The sequence below is a fragment of the Cellulophaga sp. F20128 genome (assembly GCF_023015805.1).
Lineage (GTDB): Bacteria > Bacteroidota > Bacteroidia > Flavobacteriales > Flavobacteriaceae > Cellulophaga.
In genome coordinates, this window is the sequence record NZ_JALKBA010000005.1 from 156,229 (window position 1) to 182,049 (window position 25,821).

Here is a 25,821-nt window from a genome sequence, read left to right on the forward strand (position 1 = left end):
GCTAATGTTTTACTTAATCTTTCAGTGGCTTCTCTGGATTTAGCAATTGCGGTTCCCCATAACCTAACTGATTTAATTTCTTCAACTGGGTTTTGGCATCTCCTACCACCAAATAAATCATTTTATCCGGATGTATATACCTATTAGCTAGTGCTTTTATGTCTTCAACAGTCATATTTTTGACACTCTTCTCTTGTAATTCTGCATAATTATCAGGATAGTTAAAGGTGCTAATATTACGTAACATGCCCAATTTAGAACCCATAGTTTCAAAGGCTCTTGCGTTACTTTTTATCATATACCCCTTAGAAATTTCTAAATCATTGTCATTAAAATTGGAACCATAGTTTTGAAGAATTTCCTGTACTAAACTACTCGCCTCATAGGTTACATTAGACCGTACCCCACTAGAAACCACAAAAGATCCCGTTGTGGCACTACCGTTAAAACTTGACCTAACACCATAGGTATAGCCTTTCCCTTCTCTTAATTGTTGTGTTAATTGTGAGGCAAATCCACCTCCTCCCAATCTATAATTCATAACTTGGGCAGCAAAATAATCGGTGTCTGTTGCGGCCAATGCCGGGGCACCAAACATCAAAACAGATTGCTTAGCATCTGGTACATTATAAAAGTACACTTTGGCTGATTCTGGTTTCTGAACCACCTTAACATGTGGTATTAGGACCTCTTTGGGCTCCCAAGCCTTATTTAATGTTACTAAGGACGCTGTAACTGCTTGGGCTGAAATATCGCCTACAATATGAAATTTAGCAACCGTAGGCGAAATATTCGTGGTATAATATTCCTTTAGATCTTCTATGGTGATGGCTTTTACAGAGGCAGGAGTGCCTGCATTATTGTTCGATAAGATGTGATCCTCCCCATACAATAGTTTTGCAAACTCATTTGAGGCGATACTATTAGGATTGGCCTGTTGCCGTTGTAACTGACTTAGGATACTTTGTTTTTCCAATTCAAATTCTTGAGCGTCCCATCGTGGTTCTAGCAGTATTTCTTGAACCAAAGCCATGGTTTTATCATAGTTTTTAGCCAAACTGGTCCCTGATATCGTGATATAAGCATCGGAAGCATTAGCACTTATACTAGCCCCTAAACTCTCAATGGCATTCTCTAATTCTTCAGGAGTTTTGTTTTTAGTCCCCTTCGTCAGCAGTGCAGCTACCAAGTTAGAGACGCCTATTTTAGCATCATCCTCCAGCAACATTCCCCCTTCTATTTGCAAACTAAATTGCACCAAAGGAACTTCATTGTTTTCTATTCCAAAGATTTGTAATCCTGAAGATAATTTATCTTTCCATACCGTTGGTACAATTACATCGGGGCTAGCACCATAGGGAGGTTCTACACTCCTATCAAAGCTAGAAGGTGTTTTTTTATAGGTTGCTGTGATACTTGGATCGAACGTATTTTCTGCACCTTCTATAATTTTTTCTTCAACAACTTCTGCCAGGGTTGAGTTTTCTAGGGCTAAAACAGACTGACCTTTAGGTACCACACTTACAGCAACAAAATTCTTGTCCTTCATATATTTTGTATAGACCCGCATTACATCTGCTGAAGTAACTGCTAAAATTCGTTTCACATCTTCCGTTATATAACCAGGGTCACCCGCAAATATTTCATATTGTGCCAATTGAAAACCCTTACCCACAACACTTGAAAGGGAGTTGTAAAACCTAGTTTCTTGTCCGGCTTTTATTCTATTAATATCTCCTTCGGAAATACCTTCTTTTTCAAAGTTGCCTAAAGCCTCCTGAATAGCCTGGAAAACTGCAGACAAATTGGTGGTATCAAAGGCGGTTACTTCCATTCCTATCTGACCTGCCAATTCAGACGAATAGTTATACATACCAACATAGTCCGTTAACTTTTTGTCTTCCACCAATGTTTTGTATAAGGGTGCTTTTTTTCCTTGTGACAAATAAGTTGTAAGCACCTCTAATGCATAGGCATCTTGGTGAAATTCAGGCACCGATGGCCATGTAAGATTTAGCTGAGGCAATCGCGCAAAATTATCTTCATAGTACAATATTTTTGAAGCTTCTAAAGTCACAGGTTGCTTTTCTAGTTTGGCAATATCCTCTCCTTTTTTTATTTCATCAAAATATTTTTTAACCCAAGTTTTTGCTTGTACTACATCAAAATCTCCTGCTATGGTTAGGGTTACGTTATTAGGAACATACCACTTGTTGTAAAAATCTTTAACGTCTTCTAAGGTGGCATTCTGCAAATCTTCTAAAGAGCCAATTACCGTCCAGCTATAGGGATGTCCTTTTGGATACAATGCTTTTGTAATGACATAGTCCACATGGCCGTAGGGTTGGTTGTCTACACCCTGTCTTTTTTCGTTTTTAACAACCTCTTTTTCTTTTGCCAACACGGGTTCTGTTACGGTATTGATAAAATACCCCAACTTATCGGCTTCTGCCCAAATCATTTTTTCTAAAGCATCCTTAGGTACCGTCTGGTAATAATTAGTACGGTCTCTACTGGTAGATCCATTGGCCCCAGAACCACCTATCCGGGCACTCATTTTATCTAAGCCTCCCTTGCCCAAATTTTCAGATTCTAAAAACAATAAATGTTCAAATAAATGGGCAAAACCCGTTCTTCCTTCCTTTTCTCGAGCAGAACCCACATGACTTGTCAATGCCACTGCTACCACTGGGTCCGACCGATCAATATGAAAAATAACTTGCAACCCATTATCGAGGGTGAATTTATCAAAATCTACGGTAAACTCAGTTTTAGAACTGCTTTCCTTCAATGGCTTATCCTGACATGAAGAAATGAACATTAAGATGAATACAATCTGAAACAGTTGTTTTATTTTTCCCATTTTGATTTTAATTTTAGCTTTTACTAATTTACTTTTTTGTCCCCATCAATACATTGACACCCTTAGCCATAGGGTTACCAGAGCTTCTGCGCATTACTACTATTTGTGCACTATGCCCTATAGCATCTACAATTGGTCCATTAATAGCATTCCAAAACGGTAATTTAAATTTTTCACTAAACACCATATCGGCTGTTGCTAGATCGGTTGACTTTTTAAAAAAATCGCTCGCTTTTTTTAAGTTTTCCAGTGTCTTTTTACGTTTTTCCGCAAAGGTAAGTGCTGCACTATTTTTGGGTTCTGCCGGTAAGGTTGTTGCTTTTAAAATCGTATTGGATAAGCCCATAATATGATCTATGGTTTCGCCAGTAGTTCTACTCTCTGCACTAGGCTTGTAGGCTAAATCCTCTACACGCAACCCTTCTGATGCCCAAAAAAACCGAAACCCTAATGCATCTATCATTCTAGCCGCCACACTCCCTGGAGTATACGTTTCTGGGGATTCAGGAATTTCATAATAAGGCAATTGGGTATCCATTTTTTCTTGTGCGTTTGTTGTTACCAATACCATAACCATTACAGCAAATACATAGTGGTTTCTTTTCATAGGATTCATCTTTTTTTCAAGGAACAGCTATTTTATAACTTGTAAATTCAAGATTTAGAAAGACTGTTTTAAATACTTTTTTTATTTTGTGCCACTAAATATACGTTATTCTTATATTTAGCTGATGTGCATAAAGATGAAAGTTTATCAATTCATAAGAATTTTATATATTTTATCGGACTTAAATTCACTACCAGATAAAAAATAAAATAGTAACCCAATTTATAATGAAAGAAAAACAAGAGCTCTATTTTAAGAATGCCATAGAATGGAGGGAATGGCTGCATACCAACCATTTAGAAAGTTCTGGTGTCTATCTTATTTTTTATAAAGTAGACCACTCCAATGAAAGTATGCGTTGGGAAGATGCTGTTCAGGTTGCCCTTTGTTATGGTTGGATAGACAGTACTGTGAAAAGCTTAGGCAACGGAAAACGCAGGCAATATTTTTGCCAACGCAAGCCAAAAAGTGTATGGAGTGCAGTAAATAAAAAACACATAAAAATGCTTATTTCTGAGAATCTAATGCATGAGAGCGGATTAGATAGTATTGAAATAAGTAAAAAAAATGGGTCATGGACTGCATTAGATGCCGTTGAAAAAGGGATTTTACCGGAGGAATTACAGCTGGAATTTAAGAAAAACCTTAAAGCTTTTGAAAATTACAACAACTTTGCGCCTTCCTACAGAAAAAGTTATTTGTATTGGGTAACCCAAGCAAAACGAGCGGAAACAAAACAAAAACGAATAAGCGAAATTATTAGACTTTGTGAAGCCAATATAAAGTCTCGAGATAATTGGTAACCTTTTAAATAAACCCTACGCTTTCATTACACTTTATTTCTCAAGCTCTCCTTTTACTTCATAGGTAAGCTCTTTATACCCAATTTGTCCGTCTTCAGAAATGGCTTCTACAACAATGAGCATATCATTAGAAACATCGGCATTATAAAAAGAAGCGGTTCCTTTTCCTTGTTTATCCATTTTTAACTGAGGCGTCCACTGTATTACCGATCGAAAATCTGGGATACTGGGATCAACAGGTATTAAACCATCATATTTAGGGGCATAAAATTCTTTGGAAGGCGAAAAAACGGGAATGCTTGTTATGAATTGTCCTTTCGCTTTTTTATCACTCAGTCCTCTACCATCTTTAGTGTAAATTGAAAGAATAAAGCCAAGCTGAGGAATACTGATTGGACTAATACCAGGATAAGCAACCATATAGGCCTCTTGTAAATTTTTTGGACTCTTTATGATCTCTACGCTTTTAACATCACTTACCTGCAAATACGGAATTAAATCATAATTATACCCTTTTACAGGAACTCCATCTACCAGAACCAAGGTTGATGTAATATAAAGGTCCTCATCCTCAAACACAGCCTCTGGTGATTCTATGCTGCTGGAAGATGCTTCGGATAAACTACCACCTGGAAAAGTTAAATCTGCTCCTCTAGTACTCAAGGAACTAGCCTTACCACCGGTTCCCATTTCTGCACGTAAAAATCCTTCTGAACCAGTGCTTGTAAATCTTTCATATACTCTAATTTCATCCGAAAAGCTTTCCACTAAAACACTATATAAACCAAAAGACCACTCTTTTTCCTCTTTACTAATCTTATCACCATCAATTACTACAGCTGGCTTTCCATATTTTTCATTGGTTTTCTCTTGTAGGGCTGTTAATTTTCTTCCTTCTACAATAACCTCGTTTAAATAGGTAACTCCATTTTCTTTTTTCAATTCGTTTTGCCGTAAATTGTGTTGTTGTTTGGTATCCACAAAGGCATACTGAATACTATCTAATTTGTTAATTTTATGGGTGCTTTCAAAATTAATTTTAGGTGCTTTTTTTTCATCTAAAAGGATAGAAAAACTTTTTAATTTTCCTTTTTGATCTTTACTTTGAACCAATACTCGCAACGGCTCCCCATATTTGTCTCCTATTGCAAAATGAAACCATCCTTCGTTATTGGTTTGCTGTTTAAAAACGGATGGTATCTTCCCAAAGGTCATCATAGTTAGTTCTAAACCGTCTTCCCCTATTCTTGAAAATGGCACATCTACCCTACCACTAGCACTTAAAGTGGGCTCATTACTATAGCTTAAGGTATTGGCAAAAGGTTTGTCATACTTATATTTACGCCAACCTTGGGTTAGCATAAGTGCATCCATATCGAGTTGTCTATGCGCATTGCTTTCCTCAAAATAAAAATACGGATTTTCTATATGTCCTCGCAGTTCTGAATTCAATAAAAAATAGGTCAATATATTGCTGCGCTTGTTTTGTAGTTCTCCCAATTGGTTTTTGTCTACAACCAATAAAGAAACATCGGCTTTCTTTGCAATCCCTTCACTATTTAAAGTGGCAATAGACACTGTTGTTTGGGACCTTGGTGCATAGCTTTCTTGGTCTGTTTTAATAGCAATATCCAATCTAGACGCCTTGCGCTCGTTAAAATACAATCGTTCTACTACAGGTTTATAATCCGCATCTAAAACTGTAATGGCTAGAATACCTTCTGGAAGTTTATCTGCAAGTAATGCATCTGATTTTAATTCTCCATTCTGTAATTCTCCTTCTAATTTATAATAGGTAGTACCCCTTGAAGTTACCAATAAGGTTATTTTTTCTAAGTTCTTGTTGGTAGAGCTTACCGCTACTCTAATTTTTTCATTCAATTTTTTGACGGATAAAACAGTCCCATTGGCTGCTACTTTAGGTAACCGAAACTTTTTGGTAGAAACCAAATTTGACGGCTTGGTAATTATGGCATAGTAGGTACTCGTTTGTTTTCCTTGCAAGTAGAAAATCCCCATACCCAAGGCATTGCTCCTAAAAATAGCGACCTTATTATCCTTTTCATCCAACACAACACCTTCTACAGGAATACCAATTCCGGTATGATCTAAAACCTTAAACCCCACTTTGCTTCTTATACCATTCACCAAGGCACCACTTTCAGGAAAAAACTGCAGATCCATAAATTTATCATCCAAGATGACTGTTTCTCTATGCCGAATTGCATTTTCTGTCTCTAGCTCAAAGGTGACATCGTTAACCAAAGTATCCACTTGGTAATTCAGGATATACCCCAAGGAGTTATCTTTCTTTATTTTTAATGAATCCTTCTTTGAACCTATTTTAAGAAATACAGTCAAGTGTTTTTTTTGTAGACTATCTAATACTTCTGGATGTAGCCTTGCCTTTAATGTAAAGTTTCCTTTATTATTTTCGGTTAGGGTAACGTTTTCCAATACGGTATCTTCTTCCTTTTTAAATGACGGAAAAACATCAATTTCCGTTTTAAACATAAAGTCGGGACCAAAATTCTTACTCCATTCTGTGTAGGCTCTAATTAGATATTTTCCGGGTTGAAAACTCTTTGGGAGGGCAAAAAAATTGTGCCCTATACCATTAGCCAACTTCACTATTTTCTTTTCGATGACCGTTTCATTAAGGCCTATCAATTCTACATAAAGGACACCACTGAGCGTGCTTAGTTCATGTTTTTCACCACTTGTAACGATAGCCTTAAACCACACATTGCTATTTGTGGTATAAACATTCGAGTCTAATTGCAGGTATATTTTCTCTATACCAACGGTAGGATCTTCACTGGGTTGAGAAAATGCTCCTATTGAAAATAAGAGGGCCGTAAAAACATAGAATTGGTTTAGTTGTTTTAATTTCTTTAAAAAGGGAATGGTAACAATCATCATTATGTTATGCGTTTAAAAAGTTGTTGTTTTTCAATAGGTAAAATTTAAAAAACAAGGTATTACTCTACACCTTCTTCCCTTACTTCATAGGTTAATTCTTGGTATCCTATAAGTCCGTCTTCAGAAATGGCTTCTACAACTATAAGCATATCATTAGAAACATCTGCGTTATAAAAAGTAGTGAATTTGGCTCCCACATTATTTGCTTTTAATTGCGGACTCCAATGTATTACAGAGCGTAAATCTGGTATATTAGGATCTACAAGTTGTAAACCATCATATTTTGGAGCATAAAATTCTTTGGTAGGTGAAAATACAGGTATGGAAGTGATGAATTGGCCTTTAGCCTTACTTTTTTTAGTTAATCCAGTACCGTCTTTAGTATAAATAGAAAGAATACTCCCACTCATTGGTATATCACGCGGGTCAATTTTTGGATAAACTTCCATATAAATTTTCGCAAAATTTTTGGCGCTTCTTATAACTTCTACACTCAACACTTCACTAACCGGTAAATCTGGTAGTGCATCATAATTATAACTTGCAACTGGCGTACCATCTACCAACACCAAAGTCTGCGAAATAATATTAATAGGTCCTGCACCATCAGCACGTATACCTGCGCCTATTGCTGTTCCTGATGAGGTACTATTACCATCTATGGTTATACCAGCCCCTCTATCTCCTATTCTCCTTGACAACCCACCTCCATAAATTTCTGCCACTAAAAATCCAGCTGTATCGCTATCATATACATAAATATCATCCGGAAAACTAAACATAAGTACGCTATACAAACCATAGGACCAACTTTCTTCTTTATCTCGTATGGCATCACCATCTATTACCACATCTGGTTCACCATACATTTCATAAGATTTTTTCTGTTTAGGTGTTAATTTCCGAGCCTCTACAACTACCTCATTTAAATAAGTGATTCCATTCTCTCTTTTATAATCATTCTCCAATGCATTATAACCATATTCAGTATTTATATAGGCATATACCATACTGTCTAATTTTTTTATTTCCTGCACACCGCCAAATTCAATCTTTGGTGGTGTTTTCTTATCTAATAGTATTGGAAACGTTTTTAACTTACCCTCTTTGTCTTTACTTTGTACAAGCACTTGTAAGGGCTCTCCATACTTATCATTCATTAAAAAATGAAACCAACCTTTATCATTAGTCTGTTGGTTAAAAACAGATGGAGTTTTTCCAAATGTCATCATAATTAATTCAAGTCCGTCTTTTCCAATTTCATTAAATGGCACACCAACTCTTCCACTTGCACTTAATGCAGGTTCATTCTTGTACTCTATACTATTTGTAAAAGGTTTATCATACTTGTATTTACGCCAACCTTGGGTTAACATTAAAGCATCCATATCATTCCATCTATTTGGATTGCTTTCATTAAAATAATAGTTAGGGTTTTCTATTTGTCCTCGTAATTCGGAGTCCAACAAAAAATAGGTATATATATTGCTGCGTTTATTTTGAAGTTTACCTAATTCCTTTTGATTGAGTACCAATACCGAAATATCTGCATTTTTAGTTTCGCCTTTACTATTTTGAGTCTTAATATTCACTATGGTTTTATCCCGTGGTGCATATTTATCTTTATCTGTTTTTATAACAATTTCTAATTTAGATTCTGGACGCTCGTTAAAATACAAGCGTTCTACCAAAGGGTTATTTAAAGCGTCTAAGACGGTAAATGCTAATATACCTTCTGGGAGGTTAGCACTTAGTAAGGCATCTGTATGCAATTCTCCATTCTTCAACTCCCCTTTTATTTGAAAGTATGTTGTTCCTCTAGAAGTAACACGCAATGAGATATTTTTTAAGGCAGCTTGGTTAGATAGTACCGCTACCCTTATTTTTTCCTTTGATTTTTTAACTGATAAAACCGTACCGTTGGCTACTGTTCTTGGTAACGGAAATTTTTTAGGGGAAACTAATTTAGCTGGCTTCGTAATTTTAGCAAAATACGTCTTGGTTTTATCTGCTTGTAAGTATAAAGACCCCATTCCTAAGGCATTACTCCTAAAAATACCTACTACCTCATTGTTTTGATCTAAAACTTCACCCTCAACACCTACTCCTTTTCCAACATGGTCTATAACTTTAAAGGCAACCTTACTGCGGATACCGTCTACCATTTCTCCGCTTTCAGGAAAAAACTGCAGATCCATAAATTTATCATCCAATAGTATGGTTTCTCTGTGTCTAATTAAATTTTCTGTCTCAAGCTCAAAAGTAACATCGTTTACCCAAGTATCCGCTTCGTAATTGAGGACATAGCCCAAAGAATTGTCCCTCTTAATTTTTAAGGTATCCGTTGTAGATCCCATTTTTAGAAACACAGTTAAGTCCTTTTTTTGTAAACTATCTAACACATTTGGATTTAGTTTTGCTTGTAATGTAAAGCTTCCTTGTCCATTATCAGTTAGGGTGACATTTTCCAACACCTTTCCTTCTTCCTTTTTAAAGGACGAAAAAACATCGATATACGTTTTAAACATAAAGTCTGACCCAAAGTTCTTACTCCATTCTGTATAAGCTCTAATCATATACTTTCCAGGTTGAAAACTCTTGGGAAGGGCAAAAAAATTGTGTCCTATACCATTAGATAACTTCACTATTTTCTTTTCAATTACCACTTGGTTTAGCCCAATCAATTCTACGTACAAAACGCCACTGAGCAAGCTTGCTTCATGGTTTGTAGCGTTCGTAACAATAGCTTTAAACCAAATATTGCTATTGTTGGTATAAACATTTGAATCTAATTGTAAATAGATTTTCTCTACACCCAAGGCCTTGGCACTGTTTTCTTTATTTTGAGATAATAAATTCAATGAAAAAAAGATTACTCCTAAAAAATAAAGTTGTTTTGCTTTAATTATTTTTTTTAAAGCACTATTGGAAATTCTGGTCATTGGTAGTTCTATTTAAAAAGTGGTTGGCTTTATCTACTATTGTTTTTATTCCACAAAAATTAAGCCAGTAGGTTTAACTAAAATTACAATCCGCTTATATAATTACTATAGGGATCTTTAAATTGTATGCCTTCTGTAAATCGATATTTACTCAATTGTTTAAACTGTACCAATCCCCAAAGCACAAATTCTTTTACGAAGTAACTTTCTGCCTTTTCTAATTTAGGCTGATGGGCCCCCAACAAATCATCTAAGGGAGAGACAGCATCTAAAAGATTTTTGTATTCTTTATCTCGTAAATCATCTAACAACTCAAAACCTTCTGTATTATTAAAAAACCAAGAAACAATATCATCATAGGGACTCGCATCCTCTTGTTTTTTTAATTTTTCAATCTTAGGGAAGTATTCTGGAAACAAAGTTTGGATAGCATCTCCTATTAAATTGTAGGCTACATTAGCTGCACCTTCTTGCTCCCCTTCATATACCAATTCTACTTTTCCGGTAATTGCAGGAATAATCCCTAGAAAATCCCCAAGTCTAACCGTCGTTTTATCATCCCCATTCTTTAAGGCTCTTAATTCTGCCGTACTTAGTAAGTTCTCAAAAGCAGTGATACTAAGTCTGGCACTTACCCCACTCTTGGCATCTATAAATTCACTTTTTCGGGCTTCAAAAACAATTTGTTCAATTAAATCTTTCGCCAATTCGGGCACAAACACTGCGTCTTTTTGTCGCGGGTCTAAATTAGACTCTTGTGCTGTTATTTTTTTTGCAATTGCTAGATCATCTGGATAATGTGTAAGAATCTGTGATCCTATCCTATCTTTCAATGGCGTAACAATACTTCCACGGTTGGTATAATCTTCCGGATTTGCTGTAAAAACAAATTGCATATCTAAAGGTAGTCGCAATTTAAAGCCCCGTATTTGAATATCTCCCTCTTGTAAAATATTGAACAAGGCCACTTGTATTCTCGCTTGCAAATCTGGCAGTTCATTGATTACAAAAATACAGCGATTGGCACGAGGTATCATCCCGTAATGAATTACCCTATCATCTGCATAACTCAGTTTTAAATTTGCTGCCTTAATAGGATCTATATCCCCGATGATATCTGCAACAGTAACATCTGGAGTGGCTAGTTTTTCGGCAAATCGCTCACTTCTATGCAACCAAGAAATGGGAGTATCATCCCCTTTTTCTTTAATTAATTCTATAGCATATCTGGATATAGGCCGTAACGGGTCATCATTAATTTCCGAACCTTCGACAATTGGAATATATTCATCTAAGAGCTGCAGCATTAAACGCGCCAATCTTGTTTTAGCTTGTCCGCGTAATCCCAATAAATTTATATTGTGCCTAGAAAGAATGGCTCTTTCCAATTCAGGAATTACGGTATTTTCGTAGCCGTGAATACCCGAAAAGGTGGTCTCTTTGTTTTTTATTTTTTCAATGAGATTATCTCGTAATTCATCTTTGATTGATTTACTTTGATATCCAGCCTTTTTTAAATGACCTACTGTTTTAATTGTTTCTATTTTCATAAATATATTTCATAAATAAGAGCTGGTAATTAAAAGAAGATCTCCCCATTTCTGCGAACCATTTCTTTTTTCTACCCGCTTTATTCTTTTATTAACCTTTAATTCTCTTTTTTCTATTGGTTTCGTAATCTTCAAAGATCATTTCACCTAAGCCTTTTAAACCTGTATAAAATGCTTTTCCTTGGTTGGCTTGTGTAAATCCTTGAACAAACTGCATTAAATAAGGATCCTGTGCAATCATAAATGTCGTAATAGGGATGTGTAATTTTCTGGCTTGCTGTGCCATAGCGTAACATTTAGTTACAATATGTTCATCTAAACCAACACTATTTTTATAATAGGTACCATCTGGTAATTGCAAACAGCTAGGCTTGCCATCTGTAATCATAAAAATTTGCTTGTTTGTGTTTCGTTTTCTACGCAATAAATCCATCGCCAATTGCAATCCGGCAACGGTGTTTGTATGGTATGGTCCTACCTGCAAGTATGGCAAGTCTTTTATTTTTATCGGCCAAGCATCATTACCAAACACCAAAATATCTAAGGTATCTTTTGGGTAGCGGGTTGTAATTAATTCTGCCAAAGCCATCGCTACTTTCTTTGCTGGCGTTATTCTATCTTCTCCATAGAGAATCATACTATGACTAATATCTATCATAAGCACGGTACTCATTTGCGACTTGTGCATCGTTTCTTCAACAACCAAATCAGCTTCCGTTAAGCTAAAATCATCCATGCCGTTATTAATTTGGGCATTGCGCAAACTCTCTGTCATGGACACTTTATCTAAGGCATCGCCAAACTGGTAATTTCTAAAATCACCAGTATGTTCATCTCCTACTCCTATCCCTTTACTTTTATGGTTTCCAGCACCACTGCGCTTTATTTTTCCAAAAATTTGATCCAAGGCAGCTTGTCTTATAGCGCGCTCTGTCTTAGCGGTTATAGCGGTACCCTTATTGCCATCTGGTTTAATTTCTTCTCTTATATATCCTTTGGCCTTTAGGTCTTCAATAAAATCTTCTATAGTATAGTCTTCCGTGGTAAGTTTGTATTCAACATCCAATTCCCGCAACCAATCTATGGCTTCATCAAAATCACCCGAAGTATGTGTAATTAGCTCTTTAAAAATATCAAAAAGTTTTTCAAAAGGGGTTTGGGAAGGTGCCTTATACGGTTTAAAAACAAATCCTTTCCTGTTTATTTCCTTATTTTTCATAGCACTATAAAAATACACCTTTTTTAAACAATTAGACCGATTTCAAAATTCAAATTGTATTAAATGTTTCCTAAATAGCACTTCCATTTGTTAACATATTATTAGGAAAATTTAGTCGTGTATTCGCTATTTTCGAAAACTTAAAAAATTCACTATTGAAGCTAAAAATCAACAAGCTTGCGAAAAGCACTCGTGTCTATAGAAAATTACATAAAATAGTGGCGATCGTATTGGTTTTTTTTATTCTTTTAATGAGTATTACCGGGGTCTTATTAACATGGAAAAGCGAACTACTTTTAAAGCCTGAAACCTCAAAAATAGAACAAAAAAAATCGACACTAATTCCCTTGGAAACCCTTCAGCAAAACGCCATTACCTTTATTGATTCCCTTAACTTATCCACAACTATTAATAGAATTGATTACAGACCCGCAAAAGGGATTGCAAAAGTGCGTTTTGAAGATCATTTTACAGAATTGCAAATAGATTGCTACAGCGGAAAAATTGTATCGGTAAAACAGCGGACGGACACAATTATAGAAATGATACACGATGGCTCTATTATGGATTACTTTATAAAAAATGACGTTTCCCTATTTAAGTTGTTTTATGGCACCTTAATTGGACTTGGACTTATTTTCATCAGTGTCAGTGGAATTTTTCTTTGGCGAAATCCTAAGAAAATTAAAAAAATAAAAACCTTTACAATTAATTAAAAGGATAAGAGTAATAGATTTTTTACCTTTATACTTTAAAAAATTATAGTATTATGAAAAATATAAAATTACTTTGTTTATCCTTTGTTGCTGTAGCTGCTTTTAGCTGTAAAAACACCAATAAAGAAAATTCACATGATGCTGAACATAAAAATGGTTCAGAACATAGTCACGATGGAGAAACCACACAGTTTTCCTTAGTTAGCGATTCTACCAAAGTGAGCTTTATTGCATACAAAACAACAGAAAAACTACCTGTAGGCGGAACATTTAAAACTATTAACATTACTAATTCTACTCCTGGAGCTACCGCTTTAGAAGCAATGAATGGTACTGAATTTAGTATTCCTGTAAGTAGTTTATTTACGAATGACCCAACCGGAACTAGAGACCCTAAATTATTAGAATTCTTTTTTGGGGTAATGAAAAATACAGAACTTATATCTGGTATCCTTAAAGTAGATGGAAGCACTTATTCCTTAGAAGCAACCTTAAACGGAGAAACTTCTACGATTCCTTTACAAGCAGAATTTATAGCAGAAAATAAATACATTTTAACTGGAGTAATGAATTTGGAGAACTGGAAAGCCTTGGATGCTGTTGCCGCTTTAAACAAAGCTTGCGAAGCACTACATACTGGTGCTGATGGGGTAAGTAAAACTTGGAATGAAGTTGCTGTAAAAGCAGAAGTTTTATTACTGAAGAAATAGGAAGTCGTCCATACAACCAAAAATTAAAAAAGCTACGTAATTACGTAGCTTTTTGTATTTTTAGATTCTAGAAAAAATTTATGCAATTAGAAACCCTAGTTATTGAATTTCAGAAAAAAGACCCCCTTGCTTTTGAAAAGCTATACAGTATGTATTCTGAAAATATTTGTGGTGTAATTAATACAATTGTCAAAAATTCCGAATTATCACAAGAAATTTGTCAAGACGTCTTTGTGAAAATTTGGAACAACTCTGATAAATACAATGCTTCCAAGGGTCGTTTTTTTACTTGGATTTTAAATATTGCGCGTAACGCCGCCATAGATGAAGTGCGTTCTAAATCCTACAAGAACACCAAAAAGAACCTATCGGCAGATTACTTCGTAGGTATCCTTGAAGACAGCACTAATCTTGATAATAAAATAGACGCCATTGGTATTAAAAAGTTTTTAGTACACCTAAAGGACAAGTGCGTACAAATTATAGAATTGCTATACTTTAAAGGGTATACCCAGAAAGAAGCATCAGAAGAATTAGATATTCCTATAGGTACGGTAAAGACAAGAAATAGAAGTTGCATATCGCAATTAAGAAAAAATGTATTGAATTAAGCGTATGAATACAGAAGAATACATATCATCTGGAAAATTAGAGCTTTATGTTGCCGGATTGCTTTCTGAAAAAGAAAACATCCAAATACATAACGATGCTAAGCAGTACCCTGAACTAAATAAAGAAATAGAAGCAATAGAAGCATCTATTCTGGCTTTAAGCAAGGCTGCATCACCAACTATGGCCGATGGCAGTTTTAACAACATAAAACACAAACTTAATTTAGCTAAAGAAACCAAGGTACTACAGTTGCCAAAGCAAAAAGCAAATTGGACTGCCTATAGCGGTTGGGCAGCAGCTGTGATCATATCTGCAGGTCTATTCTGGATGTATACTCAGAACCAAAACTTAGAATCTCAAATACAGATTGTTTCTCAAGAAAAAATCAATTTGGAATCTCAAATTGAAAATGCTTCAAACTCCCTGGTTGAGTCAGAACTGCTTTTAAACACCATTAGAGACAAGAATATAGCTGTAGTTGCTTTGGGTGGGCAAACAATATCACCTACATCCTATGCCAAGGCGTATTGGAACAAGGTCGAGAAAAAAGTACATATAGACGCTAAGGGATTGCCAGAGCCACCGGATGGTTTCGTATACCAGGTATGGTCCTTAAAACTAAATCCGTTAACACCGACAAGTATTGGGTTATTGGAAGATTTTAAAGGTGATGAAAACAAGATTTTTGCCTTTGCTAATCCAAATGAATCTGAAGCCTTCGGGATAACTTTGGAACCAGCTGGAGGTAGCAAATCACCAAACTTAGAGCAATTATACACCTTAGGTGTTGCATCAACCTAAGACATTTCAGTAATACTCAAAAATCCCTTTGTAACTAAGTTACAAAGGGATTTTTTTTATTAAAATTTTGCAAGTATTTCCATAGCATAAAAAACCTCTAGATCATCCTAATTAACGCTATTATCCAAAACGAAAAGAGAACTATGCTGATTACAATAAGAAGCTTTAATACCGCTTAAAATAGAGTGAAAAGTAATCCTTAGTGCAGGTACACGCCCTTTGTATTTAATTCATTTAGACCATATGTATCACCCGAAGTAAATTAAGGCACCACTGAAGGCCGGGCAGTTTATACGAAAACAAAATTAGCGCCTCTTCATGTAATACAACTAATAATAGCTTCAAACCAATATCTCAACGGCGACTGGAGCTACCCCAATCCATTTAAATTCTGATAACCATCACAATCACACTACAGCAGAAATTACCCTAACTCAATGCCAGTTTACAACCCGCAATAAAAACAGAAGGCCCTACTTAACAAGTAGCGCCTTTCAACCAATTACAATCAAACTATTTAATAAAAATTTATAGAAGCGTATTCCAATTATTTCTGTTTTTCAATATTTCTAGGATCCACTTTTTGTATTTTATTTAAAACCTTATTTAAAGATATATGTGCTTCTACCAATTTATAGGTAAAAAACAGCATTATCGCGATCCAAAGTGTAAAAATGTAGTATTCCATAATTAAAGTATTTCTAGTTAAATGCTTTTTGCTAACAGCATCAATCTCTTAGCTTTCCATTACTTAGGAGATTTAAAGTAAGAGGGTTTTATTTATTTAAAAAATATTAATAATTACATTAGGTCACTATTTTTCAGTTTTACACGACAAACCATTGGCCATAAATGCAATAAGCACCACAGCAATTAAACTGTGGTGCTTATTGCAACAACCTACAATTAAACGCTACAAAAGTTATAATTTTTTCAATCTATAATGCCGCTATTTTTTGTTCCATATTTGGACCTAACTCATAAATAGCTTCAGACAATTCTTCTTTTATTTCTTTCACCTTTTTATGATTGCCAACTGCTTTGTAAATAGTTGCAGAATTGTACAAAATATGAGGTTCAAATGTTTGACCATCTACTTGTTCCTGTACAATCTTAAGCGCCGCATCTACATCTCCATTTTTAAACAAACTACGCGCTAAAAGCATATAGGACTCCGGTGTTTTTCTATTTTTCATTTCCTCTTTTGCTAAGGAAACAGCTTTTTCAAATAAGACCGTATGATCTAAGTAAAATGAAACATTATGACTATTGTACATATTTCCATAAGCCGGATTTTCTACCGCCTTTAAATAATTATCCCTACTTCTAAGTACCTCTTTTCTATTGTTTTGATATTCTGCAATCTCTGTTTTTAATAAAAAATAATCTGGAGAACTGTAATTTTCAGTAATTGAGTTCAAAATTCGAAGCGCCTCATTAGGGTTTCTTTCATAGGAATAAACAATCCAAGCAATTCCCTTTTTTGCATAAGCATTGTGCGGTTCTAGTTGCAATGACTTTAGGTAATGGTTGTAGGAGTCTTTAATTCTTCCCGCATGCCCATAATAATCCGCCAAATTGGTATACGACCAAATTTTTAAATTATTATCTTTTGCCATTTCAGCCATTTTTTTGGCTTTTTCCATATACATAATGGTAGCATCCAGGTTTCCGATATAGTCATTCCACTTGGCAACACGGATTAAGTATCCAAAATTATTTTTATTTTTAATACTAGTTAGGTACTTTTCTGCTTGTATATAATTCCCTAATTCCATGTGAACATCAAACAATAAGTTTTCAGATTCCTCTAAACCACTTCCTGTCTTTTGAGCAGCATGTGCCATTACTAAGGCTTCATTAAACTTATGCTGTGAAATATAATTTCGTGCTAGCGCTCTATAGTATCCTGCTTTTCCGATCCCTGCAATTTCTACAGCTCTAGCCAGACACTGTTCTGCCTTTTTTAAGTATTCTATATTACCTGTATTTTTAAAATACCTATTATATTCAGCTGCAACATTGCCAAAACTGATAAGTTGCATACTGTCTGGTTTAATTTTTGAGTTCCACAACTCATAATATTTTGAGGTTGTTTCGGGCATTTCTACTCCTAAATAACCATTGTAATCTTTGCTATCTGTTATTTGCTTTGGACCGTTTAGGTTACAAGAAACTACGGAAACCAATAGCATTAGTACTATTAAATGTTTCATTTTATGTGTGTTAAGTAGCGTTAATAATTGAAATAAGAGGGAGGAAAACCTCCCTCTAAAATACTTATAGTTATTCTGGGCTTCCAACATAAGGAAACGAAGAAGACAGGGTTGCCGTTAAGCTTACGCCGTCAGAGACAAGTCTTGGTAAATTTTTCATTTCACCATTAATTGTAATTGGCTGACCATTAAAACGGTCACCTGTTTCCCCTCCAAAAAGCAGGATTAAAGAAACATCAATTACATCATCGGTTAATGCTCTACCCGTAAGTGCTAACTCTAAACCTGCAAAATAAGTAGTTGGATTGTTAGGAGCCACTTCCAAAACGTCTGCTGCCAAATAGCCTGTTAAAGTTGATGCATCTAAGCCTGCAATATTAGTCTCGTAATTCACATCATTAGGATCTAATCCCAAAATTCCGGCATAAACATCATGATACTGCTCTAATCTAGCCTCAAAGCCGGCTTGAAATTTTCCTGCCATTTCAGAAGGTATACTCACATTTTGAGCATCCTTAACACTAGGTTGTCCGTCCATATCATAAGACAATACAGTATTAATACCTGGTCTACCAAGATGATCTACTTGAGAATAGGTTCCTGAAAAATCTAACATCGGCTCTATAAATTCTGGCCCATCATCATCTATATTACACGATGCCATAGTTAGTACAGCACCTATTGAAAGTGCAACATATTTTATATTATTTAGTTTCATAATTATTGTTTTTAAGTGTTATTATTTTTTGTTTGTTGTTACCCATGTTTTGTACACATCAAAACCAAATGCATTTTTCCCTGTTGCTGTTCCTAACATTGCATTAGGCAACTCTACTACAATAGACATTGTATTAGCTCCATCAAAAGTATCTGTAGCTTCAGCTGCAACCTTAAACCCTTCTGGAGCCATTCCGCTTATTACAGCGTTAAATTGACCGAAATCAAAAAAGAAGGCATCTTGTCTGGGGCCTGCAAACAAAGAAACACCGCTAGTTGTAGTTTCTACAAGTGCCGTTGCACCAGATATAGTCACTGCCCCTAAAGGATTATTTGTCATTACCTGACCAAATACCCCAGTTGTTGATGGTGCCACAGGACCAAAGAAATACATAACACCATTTCTAGGAATTGCTTGTATTACTAAATCTTCAATTAAATCACCATCTGTATCAATATTGATTTCCGTAAGCACATTTTCATCAAATGAACCATAGGCCAGACTTGGATCTACATTTGATTGTAAATCGACTACAAATACGGTATTGTCTGACCCTTCAGTAGGCTCAAATGCATAAAAATCTGCAATATCTGCCGTTTTGCCCATAGTTGACGGAGCATCAATATGGTCTGCCGCCACTAAAACTACACCTACTATTGCTAGTATGCATATTCCTAATAAATTTTTGTTCTTTCTCATTGTAAGTATGTTTAAATTAAATTCACCCCTACTTACGGGGCTTTAAATGGGAGGGTTTGGTTTTAATTGTTAAAATTATGTTAAAATTAAATAAAGTATTTAATAACCCTATACAATATATAGCTTAGCTAAAAAATTGATGTATGAACCCTTCTTCTAGCGGTTGGATTGATAAGTTTGGGCATTTGGTAACCCAAAGCAATATGACATACAGTAGTTTTAGCTCTCTATATGTTGCTTTATGCGAAACTGGTTTTGCTTACGGCATACATATAAAATGGTTAGAATTTATTCCCATTACACATACGCCAACTGAAGATGAAATTGCCAAAGCCAATCTTATTTCTGCTTTGTACTTTACTTATGTCATAGCCTATAATGATCGTAATTATAAAAACTTTATTACCAAAGTCAATTACTTTTATGATGCTCTTGGCATCAATTCTAGCTTTTTAGAAAAACTACTTTCAGGATCTAAACCGAGTAATAAATTAGAACTTCTTATACGATCAAGAGTATTCTTGGAAGACAATTTAATCAATAAAACATTTGGAACTAGTGTTACAAATACACTGCTCTTTGTTGATGTATTAGTCTTTAAACAATTTTTAAAAAAGGAAGATGATATTCGAAATTACGCGGAAGAATTAGAGTACATATTAATCAACTTAATTCACCATACTCTAAACTCTAAACAACAACAAAAGTATGACGAAAGGCTAAGTTATTTATTCATTGCATCGCTCTCTTTTTTAAAGGATGACGCCCATCATTTTGATTCCAATTACAGGGATAAATTAATTGATAAATTCTCTCCAAATGAATACCAATTTTTGATGGATATTATCTGTGTAACTGCATGGGAAGATTTGACCTTAGACTACAAAGAATCGGAGTTTGTTTTTGGCATTTCAAAAGACTTAAATATGTCTAAAAATGAGGTAGAAAATTCACTTGAAAAAATAGCGATTTTTTTTAAAGAAAACGCCTCCAAAATTCCTCATTTAAAAGACCACAATTTAGTTGAAAAATTTTACGAAAACTCCACTAAATTTGCTAATAAATTAATTCTAAGAAACAGTAAAAGGATCCAAAAAGAACTATCAGAAAGTAAGGAGTTAGTTGCCCTAATATCTAAATCTACCATAACTACTTTAAGCGTGGAAGAGAAGAGAAAAGTACAAAATCAGTTGTTAGATATTTTTAAAAGTATTCCCTCCTTAGCCATTTTTATTTTACCGGGCGGTGCTATTTTACTTCCAATTTTTGTCAAGTTAATTCCAAAATTACTACCTTCATCTTTTGATGAAAACAGAATTGAGTAATGACGTTCTATTTTTGATAAAAGCTAGGTATAAGAAAAATCTATACCAGTTTAATTAAAGCATTAAAAATCTACACACCAGTTAATTAAATAACATTACTCTAACCATAACTTAAAATCCTTAACTTTTTCTCTACTCACTATAATTTCTCCTTCATTATACTTGTTTAGTATAATTTTTAGCCTAGAATTTGTATATGAAATGATATCTTTAATGCAATTAATATTCACATAATACTTTCGGCTTACTCTAAAGAATGTTTTTGGTTCTAGTTCCGTTTCTAAATGTTCTAAGGTAACATCTAACAAATAATTTCTACCGTCAGACGTGGCTGCGTAGGTCCCTTTGTTCTCACTATAAAAACACTCAATCTCATCTGCAATTAGTATTTTAATATGCTGCCCTACTTTTACCGTAAATCGTTTTTTATAATCTCTTTCAATAGGGTTTACAAGAAGCCTTTTTATGTCGTCAAAATCCACTGCAATTTTCCGTTTAGAAACGTTCACTTCTCGGTACTTTTTTACCGCAGTTTCTAGCTCTTCATCATCTATGGGTTTTAGCAAATAATCGATACTGTTTAACTTAAAAGCTTGCAAGGCATATTCGTCATAAGCAGTGGTGAAAATGATGGCACTTTTAACGTCCACTTTTTCAAAAATTTCAAACGATAATCCGTCCGATAATTGTATGTCTAAAAAAATTAAATCAGGGTGTTTATTCGCGCTAAACCAAGCAATAGATTCTTCCACAGAATGCAACATGGTAGACACAGTTACATCCAGTTCTGCAAGCAAGCGATGTAAGCGTCTTGCTGCCGGTTTTTCATCTTCTATAATTAGTACATTCATAAATATTTTGGTATAAATTTAGTTGTTAGTTGCCCTGGCAAAATATGAAAATCTGTTTTAAATTTTTCTCAGATACGGAACAACTTTGGAATTTTAATTTTGCCTTTGAACCAAAAATTAACGATATCCTGCGTCATTATCTTCTTCCATATATTTATCTATTTGCTGTTGTTCCCAGCGATCAAAAAATGTAGCTTTATATTTAAAAACATACAGCCCGTGAATTAATAATCCTACCGCCCAAATTGCCGGGGAAATTATTAAATTCAAATCTAACCAATGTATAAAATTCTCCCCCTTGGCCTCAAATTCTAAGCTAAAGAAATCATACATTCGATATCTAATTACCAATACTATCACGTTTATAATAACAAACCATATTAAATGGCTGTAAAAGCCTTTGATCTCTTTTACCTTTTTCTGAGCACGCTCGTACTTATCCATGGATTTATTTTTCATCCTTTATTTATTTATGAATTCATCAGATTCTCTCTTGTCCTTTTCCATGTATTTTTCTATTTGCCGCTGTTCCCAGTTTTTACCAAAGAATGGCATATAACCAAAGGCTTTAGAATAATGAGCTAACACTCCTATTCCCCAAAAGAATGGCGTAAAAAATGTTCCAAAGTGGAAAAAGTCATCCCAACCAGAGTTGTATAAAATACTCCCAACTATAAAGAGGTTTACAAGAATATAAACAGTAAAATGAATATAAAACCCTTTTATTTTTTCAACCCTCTTTTTTGCTCTTTCTAATTTAATACTATCGTTTCCTTCCATCATTTCCATTTTTTATTCGTCCTATCTTCATCCTTCATTAATTCTTTTATTTTTTTCTGCTCCCAATCTCTACCCATAAATGGAATGACATTAAAAATCTTTAGGGCTTTAAAAACAATACTAATACCTAAACCAAATACAACCCATAAAAACCAGGGATTTCTGAATTCATCCACATAATAGTTTACTGCCGCTACTATGGCTATGGTAAAGAAGGCAGAAAGTAAACTCGTGTAAAACTTTTTTTCCTCCTTAACTCTTTCTTTTGCCTTAAGGTATCTTTCATCTTTTGTTGAATTGTCCATTATCTTTCCTTATTTAGTTGATTATATTCATTAAAACTGGTCATCTTCCATATACTCTTTAATCTTGCGTTTCTCCCAGTTTTTACCCAACAAAGGGTTATACCCAAAAGCCTCCATCCCATGTATGGTTAACCCTAGTCCCCATCCAAAAATTGGAAATATCACCCAAGGAAAATCTGTCGTCTTATAATTTAACCAAATTAAACATGGTATTACAAAACAATATGAAACTAGGTTGTAATAAAATCCCTTGATTTCTTCTACCCTTTCTTTTGCGCGTTGGTAGCGCTTTTCGTCCAAATGAACTTGTTGTGTTTCCATAACTGATACTTGTTTTGTTAGTATTGGCAAATGAACACTAAATTCAATTGCATCTTTATTAATTATTATTTTACGATCTGTTAACATTTGGTAGCGTTGCTGAATATTTTTTAACCCTACACCACTACTCTTTTTTACTACACTTTTTTCTTGTAAATTATTACTAACCACCAACATATTATTTCTTTCGGCTACCACGATATGTAAGGGTTTACCTGGTGAAACCACGTTGTGCTTTACTGCATTTTCTAACATTAATTGCAATGACAATGGAATAATCTTTGCTTCAGGATTACTGCTTTGCTCTGGAATATCAAGAACAATACTGTCTTCAAACCTCATTTTAAGCAAACGTATATAGGTTTTTGCAAACTGTAACTCTTCATCTACAGAAACCAAATCCTTATTCTTTTGCTCTAGTACATAACGATACACCTTAGATAAAGAGGTGGTGAACTTTTGTGCTTGGTGCGGATCTTCTTCAATTAAACTAGTTAACACATTTAAACTGTTAAATAAAAAATGCGGATCTAGTTGATTCTTTAAGGCGTCGAACTTTGCCGAGGCTGTACCCGCTATAATTTTTTGTTCCTTTATTTTAGAATCTTGTATGTATTTGTAAAAATAATAGGCATGCAACGCTAAAGAAACTATAATGGATATAGCTAAGGCGATCATATAGGGACCCATAGTTTCATTTTCAAAGAAATAGCTTATCGAATTACTATAGAGCGCCAAGGATATAATTAAGCGTACAAAACCAAAAGCAACAACTGTCAATACCACAGACCCTAGTGCCCCTATCCACAATCGTTTTTTTGGTTCATTTTCCCAACTAAACACTGAAGATATGTATTGAAAATAATAGGCATTAACACAACTTAGTGTAAAAGAATACAAAAAACCGATACCGGCAGATTTTAAGGTATTCACTAAAGAAAAACCTTCGTTAAAGGTGACTACCACATTAACAACTAGTATCGCTAAAGTTATATAGATGCTTACTTTTAAAATTTTTATGAAACTGAACATTTAAATTTGATTTGCCCCTAAATTAGTAAATATTGTTGTTTTAAGCTGAGTACAAATTTGTTGTATTGCCTCCTTTCTACAAAGAATTTTAAACCCAGTTGTATAAATTGAATGATGAATTGTTAAATACATAGAAACACAGGGAAACACAACCGACAATAACCTAGTCAAAAGTTGACAGCTTCATAATCGTCAATTAGTAATTAGCCAAAACAAACCCTTATATTTGTTGTCAGGAAAGTGAAATAAAAAGATGAAAGACACACAAGCCACAAGAATTAACAAATACCTCAGTGAAGTGGGGTATTGCTCACGTAGGGCCGCAGATAAGCTCATAGATCAGGGTAGAGTTACCATAAACGGAAAAGTCCCAGAAATGGGAACCAAAATAACTCCCGAAGACGAGGTACGGGTAGATGGTAAATTAATTTCCGAATCCAATGAAGAATTTGTTTATTTAATTTTTAACAAACCCATTGGCATCGTCTGTACAACAGACACCCGTGTAGAAAAGGATAACATTATTGACTTCATCAAATATCCAAAGCGTATTTTTCCTATAGGGAGATTAGACAAACCAAGTTCAGGCCTTATTTTTTTAACCAACGATGGCGACATTGTAAATAAAATATTGCGAGCCAGAAATCATCATGAAAAAGAATATATCGTAAAAGTAGATAAAGTTATAACCGATGATTTTATTCACCATATGAGCAATGGTATTCCTATTTTAGATACAATTACAAGAAAATGCAAACTTGAACAGTTGGGTAAATACGAGTTTAAAATTATTTTAACCCAAGGTTTAAATAGGCAAATTAGAAGAATGACCGAGTATTTGGGGTACAATGTTGTTAAACTAGAGCGTATCCGTATTATGAATATTTCGCTAGATATCCCTGTTGGCGAATGGAGATATTTTACGAAAGAAGAATTTAAAGAATTAAACAAACTGATATCTACCTCTTCTAAAACCCATAACAATGAATAAGCTTTTACAATCTTCCTGTATTTTTCTTGCCCTGTTTGCTTTCACCTTCCAAAATGGTTCTGCACAAACAATTAAGGCAATGACGTATAATATTAAGTACGACAATACAAATGATACGGTTAACAATTGGAATGACCGAAAGGAAAAGATGGTTCACTTAATTCAACACTACAATCCGTCATTTCTAGGTATTCAAGAAGGACTTTACAGACAGGTGAGTTATTTAAACACTGAATTGTCTAAGTACGATTATATTGGTGTGGGTCGGGATGACGGTAAGAAAAAAGGTGAGTTTAGTGCCCTATTCTACAATTCCAATGATTTTAATGTATTGCAATCGCACACTTTTTGGCTGTCTACAACTCCAGATAAAATTTCTGTTGGATGGGATGCTTCAATGGAAAGGATTTGTACCTATGGCCTTTTTCAACATAAAAAAACGAAGGAACAGTTTTGGGTGTTTAACACTCATTTTGATCATATTGGCGACCTTGCACGGAAAAATGCCGCCCAACTTATTATTGATAAAATAAAAAGCATAAATACGAAAAACCTTGCTGTTATTCTAATGGGAGACTTTAACTTATCTCCTGAAGCAGAAGCTATTGCGACAATAAAAACACATCTTAAGGATAGCTACATCACAAGCACAACCCCACCATATGGTCCTAAAGGTACTTTTAATGGTTTTACAAACAAGCTAATGACAGATAGAATAGATTATGTCTTTGTAAGACACTTTTCGGTTGAATCTGTTATTCAGATTGATGATAAAATGGACAACAACAAACACATATCTGATCATATACCCGTACTAGTAACCCTTACTAAAGAATAA

At 34.6% G+C, this 25,821-nt stretch carries 22 protein-coding genes; 8 read left to right on the forward strand and 14 right to left on the reverse strand.

What is annotated here, in order from left to right; genetic code table 11:
* Positions 1-13: 13 nt before the first annotated feature.
* Together MWU65_RS07235 and MWU65_RS07240 are read right to left on the reverse strand one after the other, a co-directional pair.
* Entirely contained in the window at positions 14-2,863 is a 2,850-nt protein-coding gene (locus MWU65_RS07235) for a pitrilysin family protein (protein ID WP_247076526.1), read from the reverse strand.
* 28 nt (positions 2,864-2,891) lie between these two features.
* Positions 2,892-3,470, reverse strand: a complete 579-nt coding sequence (locus MWU65_RS07240) for a hypothetical protein (RefSeq protein WP_247076527.1) — start codon at positions 3,468-3,470, stop codon at positions 2,892-2,894.
* Between the two features lie 227 nt (positions 3,471-3,697).
* Here MWU65_RS07240 and MWU65_RS07245 point away from each other — a divergent pair, with 227 nt between their 5' ends.
* Positions 3,698-4,273 (forward strand): YdeI/OmpD-associated family protein, encoded by a 576-nt coding sequence (locus MWU65_RS07245; protein ID WP_247076528.1) that lies wholly within the window; start codon positions 3,698-3,700, stop codon positions 4,271-4,273.
* 33 nt (positions 4,274-4,306) lie between these two features.
* Here the strand turns inward: MWU65_RS07245 and MWU65_RS07250 are convergent, their stop codons facing one another.
* The 4 genes from MWU65_RS07250 to MWU65_RS07265 form a co-directional block, all read right to left on the reverse strand.
* Positions 4,307-7,195, reverse strand: a complete 2,889-nt coding sequence (locus tag MWU65_RS07250; protein WP_247076529.1) for a hypothetical protein — start codon at positions 7,193-7,195, stop codon at positions 4,307-4,309.
* 59 nt (positions 7,196-7,254) lie between these two features.
* Entirely contained in the window at positions 7,255-10,137 is a 2,883-nt protein-coding gene (locus MWU65_RS07255) for a hypothetical protein (protein WP_247076530.1), read from the reverse strand.
* A gap of 83 nt (positions 10,138-10,220) precedes the next feature.
* Positions 10,221-11,687, reverse strand: a complete 1,467-nt coding sequence (locus tag MWU65_RS07260; RefSeq protein WP_247076531.1) for a magnesium chelatase — start codon at positions 11,685-11,687, stop codon at positions 10,221-10,223.
* Positions 11,688-11,778: 91 nt separating this feature from the next.
* The gene (locus tag MWU65_RS07265; RefSeq protein ID WP_247076532.1) at positions 11,779-12,906 is read right to left on the reverse strand and encodes a VWA domain-containing protein; all 1,128 of its coding nucleotides are present in this window, start codon (positions 12,904-12,906) and stop codon (positions 11,779-11,781) included.
* 155 nt (positions 12,907-13,061) lie between these two features.
* Between MWU65_RS07265 and MWU65_RS07270 the strand changes: the two genes are divergently transcribed.
* From MWU65_RS07270 to MWU65_RS07285, 4 genes are all read left to right on the forward strand, one after another.
* On the forward strand, positions 13,062-13,622 hold the full coding sequence (locus MWU65_RS07270; RefSeq protein ID WP_247076533.1) for a PepSY-associated TM helix domain-containing protein: 561 nt from the start codon (positions 13,062-13,064) through the stop codon (positions 13,620-13,622).
* A gap of 53 nt (positions 13,623-13,675) precedes the next feature.
* Entirely contained in the window at positions 13,676-14,332 is a 657-nt protein-coding gene (locus tag MWU65_RS07275) for a hypothetical protein (RefSeq protein WP_247076534.1), read from the forward strand.
* Between the two features lie 80 nt (positions 14,333-14,412).
* On the forward strand, positions 14,413-14,943 hold the full coding sequence (locus MWU65_RS07280) for a sigma-70 family RNA polymerase sigma factor (protein WP_247076535.1): 531 nt from the start codon (positions 14,413-14,415) through the stop codon (positions 14,941-14,943).
* Positions 14,944-14,947: 4 nt separating this feature from the next.
* Positions 14,948-15,745 (forward strand): anti-sigma factor, encoded by a 798-nt coding sequence (locus MWU65_RS07285; RefSeq protein ID WP_247076536.1) that lies wholly within the window; start codon positions 14,948-14,950, stop codon positions 15,743-15,745.
* A 938-nt stretch (positions 15,746-16,683) separates the two neighbouring features.
* Here MWU65_RS07285 and MWU65_RS07290 read toward each other — a convergent pair.
* The 3 genes from MWU65_RS07290 to MWU65_RS07300 all read right to left on the reverse strand — a co-directional run bounded on the left by MWU65_RS07290 (position 16,684) and on the right by MWU65_RS07300 (position 19,378).
* Positions 16,684-17,961, reverse strand: a complete 1,278-nt coding sequence (locus MWU65_RS07290; protein ID WP_247076539.1) for a hypothetical protein — start codon at positions 17,959-17,961, stop codon at positions 16,684-16,686.
* Between the two features lie 70 nt (positions 17,962-18,031).
* Positions 18,032-18,679, reverse strand: coding sequence for a DUF4331 domain-containing protein (locus MWU65_RS07295; protein WP_247076541.1), 648 nt, complete (start codon positions 18,677-18,679; stop codon positions 18,032-18,034).
* Between the two features lie 21 nt (positions 18,680-18,700).
* Positions 18,701-19,378 (reverse strand): DUF4331 family protein, encoded by a 678-nt coding sequence (locus tag MWU65_RS07300; protein WP_247076543.1) that lies wholly within the window; start codon positions 19,376-19,378, stop codon positions 18,701-18,703.
* A gap of 143 nt (positions 19,379-19,521) precedes the next feature.
* On the opposite strand from MWU65_RS07300, the gene MWU65_RS07305 reads away from it, so the two are divergent.
* Complete coding sequence (locus MWU65_RS07305; RefSeq protein ID WP_247076545.1) at positions 19,522-20,703, forward strand: LETM1-related biofilm-associated protein; 1,182 nt, start codon at positions 19,522-19,524, stop codon at positions 20,701-20,703.
* Between the two features lie 95 nt (positions 20,704-20,798).
* On the opposite strand, the gene MWU65_RS07310 is transcribed toward MWU65_RS07305, so the two are convergent.
* The 5 genes from MWU65_RS07310 to MWU65_RS07330 all read right to left on the reverse strand — a co-directional run bounded on the left by MWU65_RS07310 (position 20,799) and on the right by MWU65_RS07330 (position 23,992).
* On the reverse strand, positions 20,799-21,554 hold the full coding sequence (locus tag MWU65_RS07310) for a LytTR family DNA-binding domain-containing protein (protein ID WP_247076547.1): 756 nt from the start codon (positions 21,552-21,554) through the stop codon (positions 20,799-20,801).
* 117 nt (positions 21,555-21,671) lie between these two features.
* Positions 21,672-22,013, reverse strand: coding sequence for a 2TM domain-containing protein (locus MWU65_RS07315; RefSeq protein WP_247076549.1), 342 nt, complete (start codon positions 22,011-22,013; stop codon positions 21,672-21,674).
* 3 nt (positions 22,014-22,016) lie between these two features.
* A complete protein-coding gene (locus MWU65_RS07320; protein WP_247076550.1) occupies positions 22,017-22,343 on the reverse strand; it encodes a 2TM domain-containing protein in 327 nt (108 codons plus the stop codon).
* A complete protein-coding gene (locus tag MWU65_RS07325; protein WP_247076551.1) occupies positions 22,334-22,639 on the reverse strand; it encodes a 2TM domain-containing protein in 306 nt (101 codons plus the stop codon). Before MWU65_RS07325 ends, MWU65_RS07320 begins: the two co-directional genes overlap by 10 nt.
* 30 nt (positions 22,640-22,669) lie before the next feature.
* Complete coding sequence (locus MWU65_RS07330; RefSeq protein WP_247076552.1) at positions 22,670-23,992, reverse strand: 2TM domain-containing protein; 1,323 nt, start codon at positions 23,990-23,992, stop codon at positions 22,670-22,672.
* Between the two features lie 253 nt (positions 23,993-24,245).
* Between MWU65_RS07330 and rluF the strand changes: the two genes are divergently transcribed.
* A complete protein-coding gene (gene rluF / locus MWU65_RS07335; protein ID WP_247076553.1) occupies positions 24,246-24,983 on the forward strand; it encodes a 23S rRNA pseudouridine(2604) synthase RluF in 738 nt (245 codons plus the stop codon).
* A complete protein-coding gene (locus MWU65_RS07340) occupies positions 24,976-25,821 on the forward strand; it encodes an endonuclease/exonuclease/phosphatase family protein (protein WP_247076554.1) in 846 nt (281 codons plus the stop codon). The genes rluF and MWU65_RS07340 overlap by 8 nt, the downstream gene beginning before the upstream one ends.

Coding starts and splice junctions, on each gene's coding strand:
- MWU65_RS07235 (WP_247076526.1), bottom strand. CDS start 2,863: ATGGGAAAAATAAAACAACTGTTTCAGATTGTATTCATCTTAATGTTC.
- MWU65_RS07240 (WP_247076527.1), bottom strand. CDS start 3,470: ATGAAAAGAAACCACTATGTATTTGCTGTAATGGTTATGGTATTGGTA.
- MWU65_RS07245 (WP_247076528.1), top strand. CDS start 3,698: ATGAAAGAAAAACAAGAGCTCTATTTTAAGAATGCCATAGAATGGAGG.
- MWU65_RS07250 (WP_247076529.1), bottom strand. CDS start 7,195: ATGATGATTGTTACCATTCCCTTTTTAAAGAAATTAAAACAACTAAAC.
- MWU65_RS07255 (WP_247076530.1), bottom strand. CDS start 10,137: ATGACCAGAATTTCCAATAGTGCTTTAAAAAAAATAATTAAAGCAAAA.
- MWU65_RS07260 (WP_247076531.1), bottom strand. CDS start 11,687: ATGAAAATAGAAACAATTAAAACAGTAGGTCATTTAAAAAAGGCTGGA.
- MWU65_RS07265 (WP_247076532.1), bottom strand. CDS start 12,906: ATGAAAAATAAGGAAATAAACAGGAAAGGATTTGTTTTTAAACCGTAT.
- MWU65_RS07275 (WP_247076534.1), top strand. CDS start 13,676: ATGAAAAATATAAAATTACTTTGTTTATCCTTTGTTGCTGTAGCTGCT.
- MWU65_RS07280 (WP_247076535.1), top strand. CDS start 14,413: ATGCAATTAGAAACCCTAGTTATTGAATTTCAGAAAAAAGACCCCCTT.
- MWU65_RS07285 (WP_247076536.1), top strand. CDS start 14,948: ATGAATACAGAAGAATACATATCATCTGGAAAATTAGAGCTTTATGTT.
- MWU65_RS07290 (WP_247076539.1), bottom strand. CDS start 17,961: ATGAAACATTTAATAGTACTAATGCTATTGGTTTCCGTAGTTTCTTGT.
- MWU65_RS07295 (WP_247076541.1), bottom strand. CDS start 18,679: ATGAAACTAAATAATATAAAATATGTTGCACTTTCAATAGGTGCTGTA.
- MWU65_RS07300 (WP_247076543.1), bottom strand. CDS start 19,378: ATGAGAAAGAACAAAAATTTATTAGGAATATGCATACTAGCAATAGTA.
- MWU65_RS07305 (WP_247076545.1), top strand. CDS start 19,522: ATGAACCCTTCTTCTAGCGGTTGGATTGATAAGTTTGGGCATTTGGTA.
- MWU65_RS07310 (WP_247076547.1), bottom strand. CDS start 21,554: ATGAATGTACTAATTATAGAAGATGAAAAACCGGCAGCAAGACGCTTA.
- MWU65_RS07315 (WP_247076549.1), bottom strand. CDS start 22,013: ATGAAAAATAAATCCATGGATAAGTACGAGCGTGCTCAGAAAAAGGTA.
- MWU65_RS07320 (WP_247076550.1), bottom strand. CDS start 22,343: ATGGAAATGATGGAAGGAAACGATAGTATTAAATTAGAAAGAGCAAAA.
- MWU65_RS07325 (WP_247076551.1), bottom strand. CDS start 22,639: ATGGACAATTCAACAAAAGATGAAAGATACCTTAAGGCAAAAGAAAGA.
- MWU65_RS07330 (WP_247076552.1), bottom strand. CDS start 23,992: ATGTTCAGTTTCATAAAAATTTTAAAAGTAAGCATCTATATAACTTTA.
- rluF (WP_247076553.1), top strand. CDS start 24,246: ATGAAAGACACACAAGCCACAAGAATTAACAAATACCTCAGTGAAGTG.
- MWU65_RS07340 (WP_247076554.1), top strand. CDS start 24,976: ATGAATAAGCTTTTACAATCTTCCTGTATTTTTCTTGCCCTGTTTGCT.